Here is a 15,143-nt window from a genome sequence, read left to right as displayed (position 1 = left end):
TTTTCATGTCGTGCGATGTTTGGATGTCATCGTCCGAGCGTTCGCCAGAAGGACTCCAAGCACATGCGCCCTGCTGGCCTGCAACGCTCGGACAAGGTCCCGCAGCGTTTCGGAATGCGTCTTGCCCCATTCCGCAACGATGACGACACCGTCCAGAACGGACCCGACAATCAGTTCGTCGGCTCCCGAGGCCAGTGTGGGCAGGTCTACGATGACAACGTCGTAGGCGCCAAGTTCGTGATCGGCGAGAGCAAAAGCGGTAACCTCCGAGAGGAACGCCTCCATATTGCGGGGCATCAACAGGTCGGTGCCCTCCACCACGGAACTGCGAAGCAGGTCGAACGACCGGCCTGGTGCGCGCACGATGCTGAGCCGGATCGGGTCCTGGCACAGTCTGTCGTAGGCAACTGAACGGCCGAGCAGCCGGATGGTGGTCACCGATCGCCGGACATCGGCGTCGATCACCAGCGTCTTCAGACCGGACATCGAGTACAGCGTGGCGAGATTGCTGGCCACGGAACTCTTGGGACTGCCGTTGGACACGGCGGTCAACCCGAGGAATTTGACCTGATGGTTGGTTTCCGCAAGGCTGATCTCGGCCCGTGCCTTCCTGAGGCACTGGCTGTATCGTGAGTAAGGATGTCTCTTGACCTCGTCAACGTGGCCGGATTCCATTCGCTTGCTCGTCAAAGGCAACTCTCCGACGCACTCGATACCCAGGTTCTCCCTGATGTGCCGCGGCGACCTGACAGTCCAGTCGAGCGTGTGCCTCACAAACGAAATCCCGATGCCGACAATGAGCCCCGCAATCGCGGCGAAGGCAAGGATCAGTTTCGGCCTTGGAGCGCTCGGATAAAGCGGCGCTGTCGCGGCCGTGATCACCCTCGCGTCGGCCACCGGATACGATTGCTGGCTCACCGAGTTGGTGTAGGCCTGGAGGAAGCTTTCGTACATCTTCTGATAGGTTTCGGCAGTCACCTCGAGCTCTTCGAGCGTCGGCACGGCGTTGACGCCATCCGCGGTATTGGCATCTTCATTTTGCGACTCGTTGCCGACGCTGTAGTCGTGCCGAGAACGGAATTCCTGAGCCTTCGCCATGGCCGCGTTCATTTGCGCGCGAAGCTGCTGAAGACGCTTCTCGAGCCACGCGCCGCCTTCCCTTGCCGCGTCGGCTTTGGTTTCGATCTGTTCATGCACGAAGGCGTCGGCCGTGGCGTTGGCAATATTGGATGCGCCCTCGGGATCGACGGACGTGAAGGAAATGTCAATCGCGTAGGAAACACCGACCCTGCGTATATCGAGGCCGTCGCGGAAACTCGACATTGTGTGCCGGAATTTTTGAAAGTCGGTCAGTGATGTGGGGGGTTCTGGCATGCCCAAGCCGAAATACTCCCACAGCGACGTCAGCCTGGCGCTTTTCTGGGCGCCCAAAGCATCAGCCAGGACCATTTTTATCTTTCTGAATGCCTCCGGCAAAATCGGCGCGTGTGGACGATTGAACTTAGGATCTTCGACGAGTTTCAGCTGCTCGATGACCATCGCAGCGATCTTTTCCGACTGCATCACCGCGATCTGGCTCTCCACCTGCGCAGTGTCCAATGACAGGTTTACTTCTCCGCCCTCCTGTAGATGTTGGGGCACTTTCGGCTCGATCAGGATCTGCGCACTGGCGGTAAAGACCGGGTCGGTGGTCGAGTTGTAGAACCACGCTACCAAGAGCGCAGCTCCAAGGCAGGCAATGATCGTTCCGAGGTAACGCCGAGAAAATCCGGTTATATCAGCGAAGCCAATAAACTCCTGGCTGATGCCACCCTGCTTGTTCGTTGTCGCAGGCCATTGATGAGGCAACATGCGGTCCATTCAACTTCTCCTGCAGGCGTGCGGGAAACTCTGGCACACGCGCCATCCTGACGCAGGCGAAGCATGGTGTCCGGCCGATGTCTGCATGGAAAGCTGCGGCCCCGCGATCCCAGATTGCCGCGAAAGACTAACCCGGCGGTGCGGAAGGTAAACGCCGCCAATTGGCGTATGCGACTACGTCCTATGGGAGGGAAGAAGGCGCTGCAATTCCGCTTGAGTCCTGCGCAAAAATGACAGCTGCCGCTGCAGCGAGGCCTGCCGTGTGTGATTCAACATCACCTTATTTGTGAGCGTGTCGATCCTCGCGGAAATGAATTCGAGGTTTTCGCCGTTGTCGAGCGCCTGCACCGAAAACGCGGCGCAGTCCGCTTCTGATAGATGGAGTTGCGCTTCCCTCTCGATTTCGACTTGCATGGCCTGAAGAAGGCGGACCAGCCGGCCAAGGCGCCTTTCATCGACATCTTCGCGCGGTGGGGACCTCAATGCGGGAAACGGCATTATGCGGCTCAATCCTTGACGTGAGCGCCCGAATGGAACGCATGTTCCAGAATACAAAACACTCTCGCCTGGACGAGGCATCCTTTCGGCGGTCGACTGGCATCTCCTATTGGATGAGGGGTGCGTGTCTGGGCGTCAGGACTGCCCGAATTCCTGACGAGGCCGGCGCCCTACGGCATGCTAAGACCTCCTTCATGTCGGAGTGCGATTTCGGAGCGGAACGTGTCCTTAACAAAGTCAATTGCGTCACGCGGCGGTGTCGGGCTGGCCGCCGCGATGGACGGCAGTAGACGCGACTTCGGCAACCATCTCATCGCCGCCAAGATGGCGCCCAATCGCCGGGCTGATCCTGGGTGGCTTGCGTCCAGGACGTCGGCAAGGCATCTTCGCTGTCTGCCTGCTTCCCGCCGCCGCTGCCATCTCCTTGCCGGTGGCCACGGTGACGGCGTCATCGGACAAGCCGAACGTCCGGCTCTGGTGCGCTGCTCCGTCCAAAAGGCGCCGGCGGATGTTCAGTGCTCTCGACCTGCCGCTGCGCCAAGATCCGTAGGTCGGAGCCTGCAGCCAGAGATTTCTTGAGAAGGGGCTCGAGTATGGCATCCCAGCTGGTTTGTTTTGTCATGAGCGGGGGCGTGGGCTCGCGCCTGTGGCCGCTTTCGCGCGAAGACAATCCCAAGCAATTCCACGACCTTTCGGGCGACGGCTCAATGCTCGCAAAGACCGTCCGACGGCTCAAGGCGCGGCCCGACAGTCAGACACCGATCTACCTGATCGCTTCCGAACGACATGCCGATCGCGTTATCTCAGACATTGCTTCGCTCGGCCTGAACGGCGGTAAACCGATCTTCGAGCCTGTCGGTCGCAATACCGCCGCGGCCGTCGCCATAGCCACCCTGCAGACGATCTCGGAACATGGCAGCGATGCGCTTGTGCTCGTGGTTCCCTCCGACCATCAGATATCGACCGACGCGCAATTCTGGGAGACCGTCGAGTCGGGCGTTCCTGCCGCCGTTGCAGGGAGCATCGTCGTCTTCGGCATCAAGCCGACGCATCCGGAAACTGGATACGGCTACATCGAGGTTGCCGCAAATGACGATCGCGTGGCTGCGGTTTCGTGCTTCGTCGAAAAGCCGAATGCCGAGACAGCGCTCGAATACCTGGCGTCAGGACGATTCTACTGGAACGCCGGCATTTTCCTGTTTCGTGCCGACACCATGCGGCGGGCATTTCTCGATTTCCAACCGGACATCTGGGAAACTGCAGACCGGGCCCACAAGACTGCACGCACGGACCTTTCAGGTATCTGTCTCCCCCAGGGCTTGTACTCGGCCGTCCCCTCCACCTCGATCGACTATGCCGTCATGGAGCATGCACGCGATATTGCCATGGTTACGGCTTCCTTCCGCTGGGACGACCTTGGATCGTGGCAATCGCTGCTCGAAGCCAGCCCGACGGACGGCAACGGCAATGTCGTCATGGGCGACATCGTCGCCATGGACTGCGACAGCTCCTACCTTAGAAGCCAAGGCAGGCTGCTGACCGTCATCGGAATGAAGGGGGTGGCGGTAGTGGCGACACCGGACGCGGTGTTCGTCGCCCCTGTCAGCCACAGCCAGAACGTGAAGAAGGTCGTCGAGCAGTTGGAAAAAAGTGGGCGGCTTGAGACGAAGTACACGCCATCGGAAGACCGAGTCATCATCAGCGGTTCGTGGCGCAAGCGCGTCGAACATTGGCTCTTCAATGAAACCCTGCCGCTTTGGTCCACCGCAGGGGTCGATGATGTATACGGCGGCTTTCACGAGGCTCTCGGTTTCGACACAAGGCCGCTGGGCAAGTCCAAGCGCATGCGCACCATGGCTCGCCAGATCTACGCCTTCGCCGTAGCCAAGGAACGCGGTTGGGCCGGACCGGCCGACAAGCTGATCGCCCATGGCATAGACTTCATTGCCAAACATGGCCGCACAACCCGTGGCGGCTGGGTGCGCACCCTTAATGTCAATGGCAGCGTGGCTGACCCTGCGGAGGACGCGTACGATCATTCCTGCGTACTCCTGGCACTTTGCCATGCTCATCGATGCGGCCATCGGGACGCCTTGCGACTGGCACAAGAGACATTTCATTTCCTCGACGCCCATCTCGAAGACGACCGTCTGAACGGCTTTCTGGAAACCTCCGGCTCCAACGGGATGCGGTTTTCGAACCCGCACATGCACATGCTGGAGGCTTTCCTTGCATGGCATGCCGTCACTGGCGACCGCACCTATCTGCGCCGGGCGGCTCGCGTGGTTGATCTCTTCAGATGCCATTTCTTCGATCAGGAAAGCTGGACGGTAGGAGAAAATTTCGACGTCGACTGGCTACCTCTGCCTGGCGAAAAAGGCCTATCGACCGAACCCGGCCACCATTTCGAATGGGCCTCGCTCCTCATCGATTTCGCTAAAAAAAGCGGACAAAAGGACTTGGCCAGTTATGCACGGAAGCTCTATTCGTCGGCGATCGCCAGCGGATTGAATCGGGCTACGGGTCTGGCTTACGCGGCTGTGTCGCGACAGGGAATGCCCATCGACCGGCTCTCCCGCAGCTGGCCGCAATGCGAGGCCATCAAGGCAGCCATCGCCCTGGACGGCATAGGCGGGCCTGATTTGAAACCAGAGATAGAAGCCCGTGTCGCCCGTCTCTTTCGATGGCATATCGATCCCGCCCCCCTTGGCTTGTGGATCGACAGGATTGACGAGCGCGGAAGGTCACAGGCCACGGAGGTTCCCGCCAGTATCTTCTACCACTTGGTGACCGCGTTGATGCAGTATTTGGACAAGACCGAAGGTCAGGTCGAACCTTTCCCGATACCAGCTTTGGACCTGGGCAAGACTGTCCCCGCGCGGGCTTTAGGCTAAACTTCACCACACTATTCGTCCGGCTGGGGTCCGGAAGCATTCGACACCGTGGCAGGCGAGCGATGGACGTGCCCGTCCGATCAAAGGTGACGAGACCCGTCGCGGTCGGCAAGCGGCGACCCGTCAGCTGGGTAAGTGACCATGGGTTTCTACGAGAGAAGACTTGTCGACCGTTCTCCAATGCGACGTCTGCGGTGATGGCGGCATCGTGGTGTCCCAAGGTGGAAGGGCAAGCTACGGCTAATTCGGTATGCTTGCCTCTGTGTCGTCGCTCGGAACCGGGATAGCATGCTTAAAAATAGGTCTAAAGGGACGCCGAGATTGAGCTTTTCCAATTTCGTTGCCGCCGCGGATAGCGATTAAATCGCTGAAAGCAAGGTGATTGTGTGTCTAAACACCCGTCTTGTCCGGACAGTTGAGAAGCATATTATGGCAAAAAAGAAATCGCGTACTAGGCCCACCAGTGATCTCTTGAAACTGCTTGCCACCAGGCCTCGAGCTGTTGCCCTTGCCGCGTTGCACGTGAGTGAATCGGTGCTGCTTGAACTTGAGGCATCGGAATTGTTGTCGGCAAGACAGATAAGAGGGTTGCTCAAGGACGCATCAAGGACCTTGCGAAATGCCGCCGGCCAAGTGGACAATCGCAGCAGCTTCATCGCCGCGGAAATAGTCGAGTCCATGCAAGAAAATTTCACAAGAAATAAAAGCTAGCTGCTGCGGTTGCGACCGTACGACTCTTTGCTTTCCCATGCTGCGTAGCTGTGGCGACGTCGCACAGGTACCCATCACGCCAAATTTTGATGTACATTCGATCCGAGGGGATAGAAAGTGAAGACATCGGGCGGGGTTATAGATGTTGTACGCTTCACAGTCTTTGGGCGGGAACGAAAAGCGGTCATCGTATATCAGGCTTGCCGACGAAGATTCGGCGCTCATGAAGACGCTGGGGTTCACACCGAAGCGTTATCCACCTGGGACGGTCATTTTCAGCCAGGGTGAGGACAATGACCGCGTATTCATCGTCGAGTCGGGGTGGGGTTGCCTGTCGCACGAACTTGCAGGGGGGCAGCGACAGATCCTGGATTTTGCCCTGAGAGGCGATCTCGTCATGTCCCGGTCGAACGGGGGTGGCGCGCTTGAAACGTTTGTTGCTCAAACCGACCTGAACGTCTTGGTAGCCTCAACCAAGACATTTACGCTCACAGCCATGAAATCCCCCCACCTTTTCTCCCTGATCGTCGAGGCTCTTGGGCACAACGGTGCCGTCATCGCTGAACATCTCACCAATGTTGGTCGACGCAGTGCCTTGGCGCGGACCGCACATCTGTTCCTCGAATTGAGAACGCGCCTGGAACTCATAGGCTCCGTTACCCGCGATAGCTATGAATGCCCGTTGACCCAGTACGATCTCGCGGACGCCCTTGGCCTCACTCCGATTCATGTCAACAGGATGCTGCGCGAACTGCGTGAGCGTAAATTTCTCGAATTCCGGCAAGGCCGTGTTCGCGTGCTCGACCTACGAGGCATGACGGAATATGCGGGTTTCGAGCGCAGCTATATCGACAGTTGACATCTGGGTGTAGGAGCGACTTGGCATCGAAATGCGGTCCTGAGCGAGGAGGGCATTGCCGTCCCAGTGCACGGCTGGGGCGAAACGCTTAATCCCCGGATGGGACACAACGCTGGAATGGCCGGGGCGGTTTTGGGGTTTTGGGGACGTGGACCGCACCGGCCATCGCGGTCGGGGGGCCTCCCGCAAGGATTGGTATATCTTATGTTAGCGAGAGCGCAATTAATCCTATCGGACGACCACCATCGCCGGGAACGGAAGGGATCGAGTGCAAACCGAGCATTGCGGACTCGCTGTTCAGACCGATTTGGAGAGCCCAGCCATCCAAGTCGGGCTTGCCCTTGCTTTTAGGCAGTCCTACAATTTTGAACGAGGACGCAGAGCCTGAAGGACGGCATGCTAGAACTTCGATATACGACAGACCGTCTGAAACGAGCTTTGATCCGTACACCAGATTGTCCGCCTTTGTGTCCGTAGCGGAGATAGCTGACCTTCAAGAGAATCTCGCGGCCTGTTGAGTATCTTGGCTTCCTAAAGCCTGAGAGCGGTCCTGAAGGTGGAGAACTCGTCATCAGTGATCTGAACCACGTGCTGTGGCTCGGGATAGGCGCCGGTCTGGACGTCGGAGGTGAACTCGCGATAGGCGGCGATGCGCTCGCGCTGCAGCCGCTCATATTCGGCGGCGAAGTTGCGGTAGGTCTTGGCGTGGCGCGGCTTGTGGCCTGATGTGTGGCCGAGCACGTCCTCGCTGAACAGATACTGCGCGTCGGCATGCGGCCCGGCGCCCATGCCCAGCATGATCATCGGTGTGCTCCTGGTAATCAGTTCGGCAACGCGGTCTGGCACCACTTCCAGTTCGGCGCCGAAGCAGCCGATGGCTTCCAGCCGCTTGACGTGGTCCCACACCGCACGCGCGCTGTCGGCCGTCCTGCCGACAGCCTTGAAACCGCCGGTCCAAGTGCATTGCGAGGGGATCAGGCCAACATGGGCAACGACAGGCACGGCGTTGTCGCAGAGCGTCTTCTGGATATCGAGCGAGGCGGCACAGTAGAAGCAGTCGCCGCCGATGCGCATGAAGTGGTAGGCGGTTTTCAGATAGTCCTCCGCCGTGACCAGATTGCCGGATGGCCCGTAAGGCAGCCCGACCTGTACGAAGCAGCGGCCCGCCGCCTCGCGCATCTCGGGCGAGAAGAATCGGCCCTCGATCGAAAGCATGTCGACGCCGGCCGCATCCGCCGCCGCCGCCTCGTCGAGCGAGGTGACGTACAGCATGGAAATCTTTTGTCCGCGGCCCTTCATGGCGCGGATGTCGGCGACGGTGGGCCGGGTGCTCTTGGTGACCATTTTGTTCCCTCAGATCGTGAAAGCTTCGCGGAAGGCTTGCAGCGCCGCCTCGGGATTGCCGGAGGCGAATGCCTCCATGCCCACCGGTCCGCGATAGCCCATGTCCTTCAGCGCACGGGCGATACCCCGGTAATTGATCTCGCCGGTGCCAGGCTCCATGCGTCCGGGCACATCGGCCACCTGGACCTCGCCGATCCAAGGTAGGCAGGCCCGGCACAGCTCGATCAGGTTCCCTTCGCCGATCTGCGCGTGATAGAGGTCGAGATTGAGGCGGAGCCCCGAACGGTTGACGCTCGAGACCAGCGCCAGTGTGTCCTCAGCGCGCCCAAACGGCACGCCGGGATGGTCGACCGGCAGGTTCAGATTCTCCAGCGTGAAGGTCACGCCTTCCGTCTCGGCAAGGTCGGCAATGCGGTTCAGCGTGTCGCGCGCCTTGAGCCACATGGCGCCGGTGACGATCTCGCACGGCGTGACCGGCAGACCGCCATCACCCAGCCCGGTGCCGTGCAGATTGAGCCGCGCGACGCCGAGGCGTTTGCCGACCGCCGCGGTCTCCTTCGCCGTCTTCAACAGTTCGGCAGCACCTTCGTCATCGGCCAGCCGGCCGCGCAAATAACCGTTCATGATCGAGAAAGTCGCGCCGGATCTTTCCAGCATTGCGAGATCGTGCTCGGGCCAGTTCCAGAGGCCGACCTGAAAACCCATTTCGGTGAGGCGCCGCACGCGCCATTCCATCGGCTTGTCGCGCCACAGCATTTCGACACAAGCCGCCAGTGTAAAAGTATCGGACATGTCAGACCTCGATGTACACGCGGCCGTCCTCGACCTTCGTGGCGTAGGTTTTCAGGTTCACGCAGACCGGTGCGCGTAGCGCTTCGCCGGTCCGGTAATCGAACACGCCGCTGTGCTTCGGGCATTCGATCCTGTGCTCCATAACCAGCCCGTCGCTGAGATGCACCTTCTCATGCGTGCACAGCCCGTCGGTGCAGAAGAATGCATCGTCGGGGCTGCGGTAGATGGCGAATGTCCGGGCCTCGTGATCGAAGCGGATGACGTCCTCTTCATCGATGTCATCGGTCGCGCACGCATCAATCCATTTTGCCATTGTCACTCTGCCGTCTGTTCTTTGGTTGGTCGAAAATGCGGCCGGCAGAATTCCGCCGGCCGCACAGGAAGATGCCCGGGAGGAAGGAGGGGCGTCTTCACTGGTCACGCATTGCTCGTGCCGCGCGGCGCTTACCCGACATCAGCTGCGGAGAACCTCTCGATCTCGGCTTCGAGTTCAGCCATCTGCTCGCCGCCGGCCATCAGGTCGGTAACGGCCTCGCGGCTTTTCTCACCCTTGCGGAAGTCGGCGGCCTTGGAACCTCTGATGAGGACGGCGAAGTGGTCGCCGACGGTCAGCGCGTGGACGACATTGTGGGTGATGAAGATGACCGCGATGCCCTTGCGGCGCGCTTGCAGGACGATGCGCAGCACGTGCGCCGCCTCCTTGACACCGAGTGCCGCGGTCGGCTCGTCGAGGATCAGCACGCTGGCGCCGAAGTGGACGGCGCGCGCGATGGCCAGCGCCTGGCGTTCGCCACCGGACAGTCCGCCGACGAGGCGGTCGCCGTCGTCGATGCGGGTGATGCCGAGCTGGCGCATCTCGGTGACGGCGATCTCGTTGGCCCGTTTGCGGTCGTAGATGGTCAGCGGCCCCCAGCGCCGCGTCGGCTCGGCGCCGACGAAGAAGGAGCGGCCGATGCTCATCAGCGGGAATGTCCCGCCGAACTGGTGGACGGTGGCGATGCCATGGTCACCGGCGTCGCGGGGGCTATCGAAGGCCACGGATTTGCCGTCCATCTCCATCGTGCCCGACGTGGGCTTGTGGACACCGGAGAGGATCTTGATCAGCGTCGACTTGCCGGCACCATTGTCGCCGAGCAGGCACAGCACCTCGCCTCTGTTGACCTCGAGCGAAATGTCATGGAGCACGTCGATCGGGCCGAACGACTTGTTGATTCCAGTCAGCCTGAGCAGGGGCGTGGTCATCAGCGTGCCCTCGGTTTGGTGCGCGGCGCGTAGGTCAACGCCATGGTGCGGAAAGTGTTGTTCATCAGCACGGCCGCCAGCAGCAGGACGCCGATGATCAGGCTTGCCCAGTTGGCGTCGAAGCCGGTGTAGAAAATGCCCTGATTGACGATGGCGAAGGTCAGCGTGCCGAGCACGATGCCGACCACCGATCCGTAGCCGCCGGTGAGCAGCACGCCGCCGATGACCACCGCGATGATCGAGTTGAAGATGAAGGACTGGCCGGCGGCCACCTGGGCACTGTTGTAGAGGATCGCCTGCGACATGCCGACGAAGGAGGCGCACAGGCCGCTGCTCATGAACAGCGCGATGGTCACCCGGTCGGTCGGGATGCCGGCATTGCGGGCGCTCACCGCGTCGCCGCCCATGGCCAGGATCCAGTTGCCGAAGCGCGAGAAGTTCAGGATGAAGCCGACGATCAAAACGGCGGCGATCCACCAGAACAGCGTCACCTCGAACTTGCCGCCGAGATAGTCGCCGAACAGCAGCTTGGCGGTGGAGCCACTCTTCAGCGCGACGCTGGTGCTGCCGGACAGGATGACCGAGAGGCCGAGCGTCAGGCCAGCCAATGCGAACAGCGTGGCGAGCGTAACGACGAAGGACGGCACTTTGGTGCGGATCACCAGCACGCCGTTGATGAAGCCGACGGCGAGCCCAAGGCCAAGCGCGGCGAGGATGCCGACGATGATCGGCAGGTCGTAGTGGCCCGACAGGATGGCAATGGTCATCGAACTGGCGGGGACCATCGAGCCGACGGAGAGATCGAGGTGCCCGGCGATCATCAGCAACCCGATGGGAAGCGCGATGATGCCGAGTTCCGAGGCGACGTTGAGCCAGCTCGCGGCACCTCCGGCCGACATGAAATTGGCGCCGCCGAAGATCGAGAAGAAGATCAGAACGGCGACCATGCCGATCAGCGAACCGACCTCGGGCCGGCGCACGAGGCTGCCGATCCAGGGCATCGAAGATTGCGGGGGCGCAGTCGCTACCACGGCGAGTTGGTCATGGGCTTGGGATGTCATCGAAATGTCCCTGGCTTGAACAATGGGAGCCTGGCGCTGCCAGTAGTCGGCGGCGCGTGGCAGATGATGTCCGGCCCGCGGATGGGCCGGACATTCTGTCTGCAGAAGCTAGCGAGCGCCGGCCGCGGCACCAGCCATCGTCGCATCGACATTGGCGGCGTCCACGATCCCCGGCCCGGTCAGCACCGGCTTGGTCGGCAGGTCGAGCCCATAATTGACGAAGCCGTTCAGCAGCGACACCGCGAGAAAGCCCTGCAGATAAGGCTGCTGGTCGACAGCGAACATCTGCGTGCCAGCCTTGATGCGCTGCAGGCCGGTCTCATCCATGTCGAACGAAGCCAGCTTGACCTTTTCGCCGGCATTGGCCTGGCTGATGGCGTTGGCGGCACTGTTGGCGTCGCCGGCGCTGATGGTGATGACACCGTCGATGGTGTTGTCCTTCAGCACGGCGGCCTTGATCGCCTCTGCGACTGCTGTCGGGTTGCCGAAGCTCGACGACGGCAGCGGCAACTGGCTCGATTTGCCGCCGCTCTTGGCGATGGCGTCGGCAATGCCCTTGCAGCGGTCTTCGGTGTTGGTGGCGCCCGGCAAAGTGTTGACGCACAGCACGTTCTTGGAACCATGGCTGCCGTAATAGGTGCCGCCGCCCAGGCCAGCGGCGTATTCTTCATTGCCGACATAGTTCATGGCACCGAGCCGCTTGGCCGCGTCCATGCCGCCGGAATTGTAGATGATGAGCGGCACGCCTGCCGCAACGACTTCCTTGAAAGCATCGTCCATGGCCTCGGGCACCCAGTCCGGGCCGACAATGGCGCTCGGCTTCTGGCTGAGCGCGGTGCGAATCAACTTGGCCGCATCCGGACCGAGATTGTCATAGTTCTGCGGACCGAGCCAGGTCACCGAGCCGCCGGTTAGTTCGGCGACCTTGCCGGCATCGTCGGCGCCCTTCTTGACCTTCGACCAGAACGGGTCGTCCGCCTTACCGCCGATGACGAAGATCTTCGCGCCATCGGCCATGGCTGCCGTGGACGATATCGCCGCCACGCCCGCAAGCATGATCGCCGTCACCAGTTTCGTGATCGTTTTCATTTCATTTCCTCCCGGTTGCCGTCGTCAGACGGTTTAGAAAAAATCGAATTCATCCGCAGGCGCGCACCTCTCCCGTTGCGCGTTGCGTCGCTTGATCAATGGTTCGCCGCGGCCTTGGCGTTCATACGTTCCTTCTTTTTCTGGAAGCGGGCGTCCATCATGGCGTCGCCTTGCTTGGTGCCGTCGTGCCAAGTGCCGAACCATCGATCGAGCGGGATCAGCCCGTCACCGCCGTAGTTCACCTCGAAATATTTGTGATGCAGGTAGTGTGCGTAAGCGTGGCTCTCGACCGCTGTGTCCTCGGTCACCTCCAGCTTATCGAAGCCGAGATGGCCGTTGACCGCACCGAAGCCGGCGATATGCAGCTGGAACAGCGCGACAATCGGATTGGACGGGATGACCAGATGCCAGAAGGCGACCGCGTGATAGAGGAACCCCTCCACCGGATGCATCGACAGCGATGACCACGGCGACGGGTTGATCGAGTTGTGGTGGACCGAATGGATCCAGCGATAGAGCGGGGCCCAGTGGATCAGGCGGTGGATGAAGAAGAAATGCACCTCGTGGATGGCCGGCGCGACCAGCACAAGTGCGGCGAGGTAGACCGGGTGATCTTGCCAGCCAACCCACGGCACGTAGCCATTGGCAAAGCACCACAGGAAGACGACTTCGACCACCGTCCATAGCGGAATGGTGATGAAGAACGAGCGCAGGAAGTTGTCGAGGTTCTGGCTCTGGAACCAGAACACGTCGGAGGGCGCGTCGGCAGGGAATTTGTGGTTGTACTTGAACCGCGTCGCCTGGGTTCGCTTGATGTAGTAGCGCAGCTCGAAGATGCCGTAGAAGACGAGGATCGCTGCCGCGTTGACGGCGTAGAGCCACAGCGCCCAGCCCCAGCTGATCGTCTTCATCGTCTCGACGCTCGGGACGATATAGAACCAGTAGAGCAGCGCCGTGGCCATGTGGAAAGCATTCCACGGCCAGATATAACCGGGCAGCCACGCCAGGATCTTCGGCAGCCCGGGCGGCCAGTTCCACAACGGCGCTGCCTCGATGCGTCCGTTCGGCTTCCAGTCGCCGCGCTTGTCGCGCACGCCGTATTTGAGATCGTCCATGCAATCCTCCACCCGCAATGCCGCACCTGCAACGCCTTGGGACGGGCCGCACGCGCGCGCTGCCTCACACCGCCTGAGAGCGATGGGCGAAACCCGTATGCGCTGTGCTGCTGCTATCCCTGGGCTGGCGGTGCGTCCGCCTTGCTTGCTTTTGACGAGATAAACATCTTGATCCAAAATGAATCAAGAATAGAATGTTTGTTCCAAACTAATTGTGTCATTCATGTCAATCTGGCACGACAAATGATATCTTCGTATCAATTGCTACAGGCGGATGAGACGAAATGGATCAGAACAAGCGGCCGACGATCAGGGATGTGGCCGCCGAGGCGAATGTTTCGGTGGCCACCGTCAACCGGGTGCTGAGCGGCGCCGGCGCCGTCCGCCAAGGCACGCGCGAGCGTGTCAGGCTGGCGGCGGAGCAGATCGGCTTCTACGGCATGGGCGCGCTGCGCAGCCGCATAGCGGCCGCCCGGCCGCACTACCGCTTTGGCTTCCTGCTGCACCAGCCCGGCCGCGCCTTCTACCGCAACATCGCCGAGGCGCTGCGCGCGGTGGCGCCGACCATGCCCGACTGCGAGATAGAGCTGCGAATCGAGTTTCTCGACGACCTGTCGCCGCAGAATGTCGGAGCGCGCCTGCTGGCGCTCGGCGCCGAATGCGACGCCGTCGGCGTCGTCGCCGCCGTCCATCCGCTTGTCACCCAGGCGGTCGATGCGCTGCAGGCCCGCAACGTTCCGGTGTTTGCGCTGATCTCGCAGATATCGGCGACGGGTCAGATTCATTACGTCGGACTGGACGGCTGGAAGGTCGGCCGCACCGCAGCCTGGGTGTTCGAGCATGTCTGCAGGGCGCCCGGCAAGCTCGGCATCCTTGTCGGCAATCACCGCTATCGCTGCCAGGAAATGAACGAGAGCGGCTTCCGCTCCTATTTCCGCGAGCACGCCCCTGATTTCACGCTGCTGGAGCCGCTGCTGACCTTCGAATCGAGCGCCATCGCACAGGAGATGACCGAGAAGCTACTGAACGAAAATCCGGATCTGTCCGGCCTCTATGTCGCCGGTGGTGGCATCACCGGCACTATCGCGGCCCTGCGCTCCACCGGCCGCGCCGGCAGCATCGTCGTCGTCGGCTATGAGTTGATGGAGTCGACCCGCCCGGCGCTGCTTGACGGCACGCTGACCTTCATCATCTCGCACCCGCTCGCCCGAATCGCGCTCGAAGCGCTGACCGGTATGGTCCGCGCCGTTGCCGCCCCGAACGATGGTGGCAATTTGACCGCCATCTTGCCGTTCGAGATATACACGCGGGAGAATATTTAGAGCAAAGATTACAGCACAGCGTTAGGAGATTCATATGGAGGTTCCGACAAAAACGCTGCGCCTATCCTCATCAGGGGCGAGATGGGGCACGACATTTCTGGCATCGACGCATAGCTTGCCACGGACGTCCGCTCTTGGACAAAGTCCAACACGCCGGAAAACGGCCGACATGGGAAGGGTTTCGGGTGCCGTCAGGCGTACGAAAGCCTCTCATGCAGGAACCCGCGGGCCACAGTCGATGTCTATGGGGATTTCGATTTGCGGCTGATGTCGGCGATAGCGCGACCGTCGCCGGGAAGCGCCGGGATGGATGCGGACAGGCGGCTTCGTTGCGCCTCCGCGCGATGTTGTCGGCA

General features: G+C 61.0%; 13 protein-coding genes. 4 read left to right on the top strand and 9 right to left on the bottom strand.

Annotated elements, in window-relative coordinates; translation table 11 throughout:
- Positions 1-3: 3 nt before the first annotated feature.
- Positions 4-1,860 (bottom strand): GNVR domain-containing protein, encoded by a 1,857-nt coding sequence (locus tag FJW08_RS30160; protein ID WP_140813486.1) that lies wholly within the window; start codon positions 1,858-1,860, stop codon positions 4-6.
- A gap of 174 nt (positions 1,861-2,034) precedes the next feature.
- Entirely contained in the window at positions 2,035-2,358 is a 324-nt protein-coding gene (locus tag FJW08_RS30155) for a hypothetical protein (RefSeq protein ID WP_140813485.1), read from the bottom strand.
- Between the two features lie 593 nt (positions 2,359-2,951).
- Here FJW08_RS30155 and FJW08_RS30150 point away from each other — a divergent pair.
- The 3 genes from FJW08_RS30150 to FJW08_RS30140 all read left to right on the top strand — a co-directional run bounded on the left by FJW08_RS30150 (position 2,952) and on the right by FJW08_RS30140 (position 6,822).
- Positions 2,952-5,252, top strand: a complete 2,301-nt coding sequence (locus FJW08_RS30150) for a mannose-1-phosphate guanylyltransferase/mannose-6-phosphate isomerase (RefSeq protein ID WP_140764628.1) — start codon at positions 2,952-2,954, stop codon at positions 5,250-5,252.
- A gap of 429 nt (positions 5,253-5,681) precedes the next feature.
- The gene (locus FJW08_RS30145) at positions 5,682-5,963 is read left to right on the top strand and encodes a hypothetical protein (protein ID WP_140764631.1); all 282 of its coding nucleotides are present in this window, start codon (positions 5,682-5,684) and stop codon (positions 5,961-5,963) included.
- Positions 5,964-6,186: 223 nt separating this feature from the next.
- On the top strand, positions 6,187-6,822 hold the full coding sequence (locus FJW08_RS30140) for a Crp/Fnr family transcriptional regulator (RefSeq protein ID WP_224615442.1): 636 nt from the start codon (positions 6,187-6,189) through the stop codon (positions 6,820-6,822).
- Positions 6,823-7,353: 531 nt separating this feature from the next.
- Here FJW08_RS30140 and FJW08_RS30135 read toward each other — a convergent pair.
- From FJW08_RS30135 to FJW08_RS30105, 7 genes are all read right to left on the bottom strand, one after another.
- Positions 7,354-8,166 carry a 3-methyl-2-oxobutanoate hydroxymethyltransferase gene (locus FJW08_RS30135; protein ID WP_140813483.1) on the bottom strand — a complete coding sequence of 271 codons (813 nt, stop codon included), beginning with the start codon at positions 8,164-8,166 and terminating at the stop codon, positions 7,354-7,356.
- A gap of 9 nt (positions 8,167-8,175) precedes the next feature.
- Positions 8,176-8,958: a hydroxypyruvate isomerase family protein gene (locus tag FJW08_RS30130; RefSeq protein WP_140813482.1), complete on the bottom strand. Its 783-nt coding sequence runs from the start codon at positions 8,956-8,958 to the stop codon at positions 8,176-8,178.
- A 1-nt stretch (position 8,959) separates the two neighbouring features.
- Complete coding sequence (locus FJW08_RS30125) at positions 8,960-9,271, bottom strand: MocE family 2Fe-2S type ferredoxin (protein WP_140764643.1); 312 nt, start codon at positions 9,269-9,271, stop codon at positions 8,960-8,962.
- Between the two features lie 131 nt (positions 9,272-9,402).
- Positions 9,403-10,200, bottom strand: coding sequence for an ATP-binding cassette domain-containing protein (locus tag FJW08_RS30120; RefSeq protein ID WP_140813481.1), 798 nt, complete (start codon positions 10,198-10,200; stop codon positions 9,403-9,405).
- Entirely contained in the window at positions 10,200-11,201 is a 1,002-nt protein-coding gene (locus tag FJW08_RS30115; protein ID WP_140813501.1) for an ABC transporter permease, read from the bottom strand. Before FJW08_RS30115 ends, FJW08_RS30120 begins: the two co-directional genes overlap by 1 nt.
- 168 nt (positions 11,202-11,369) lie before the next feature.
- A complete protein-coding gene (locus FJW08_RS30110) occupies positions 11,370-12,350 on the bottom strand; it encodes a sugar ABC transporter substrate-binding protein (protein ID WP_140813480.1) in 981 nt (326 codons plus the stop codon).
- A 95-nt stretch (positions 12,351-12,445) separates the two neighbouring features.
- Positions 12,446-13,465, bottom strand: a complete 1,020-nt coding sequence (locus tag FJW08_RS30105) for a sterol desaturase family protein (protein ID WP_140813479.1) — start codon at positions 13,463-13,465, stop codon at positions 12,446-12,448.
- Between the two features lie 284 nt (positions 13,466-13,749).
- Between FJW08_RS30105 and FJW08_RS30100 the strand changes: the two genes are divergently transcribed.
- On the top strand, positions 13,750-14,787 hold the full coding sequence (locus tag FJW08_RS30100; protein WP_140813478.1) for a LacI family DNA-binding transcriptional regulator: 1,038 nt from the start codon (positions 13,750-13,752) through the stop codon (positions 14,785-14,787).
- Positions 14,788-15,143: the final 356 nt, after the last annotated feature.

It is taken from the genome of Mesorhizobium sp. B3-2-1 (assembly GCF_006439515.1).
Lineage (GTDB): Bacteria > Pseudomonadota > Alphaproteobacteria > Rhizobiales > Rhizobiaceae > Mesorhizobium.
Note: the sequence above shows the minus strand (reverse complement) of the source record. Positions and strands in the feature narration are given on the sequence as shown.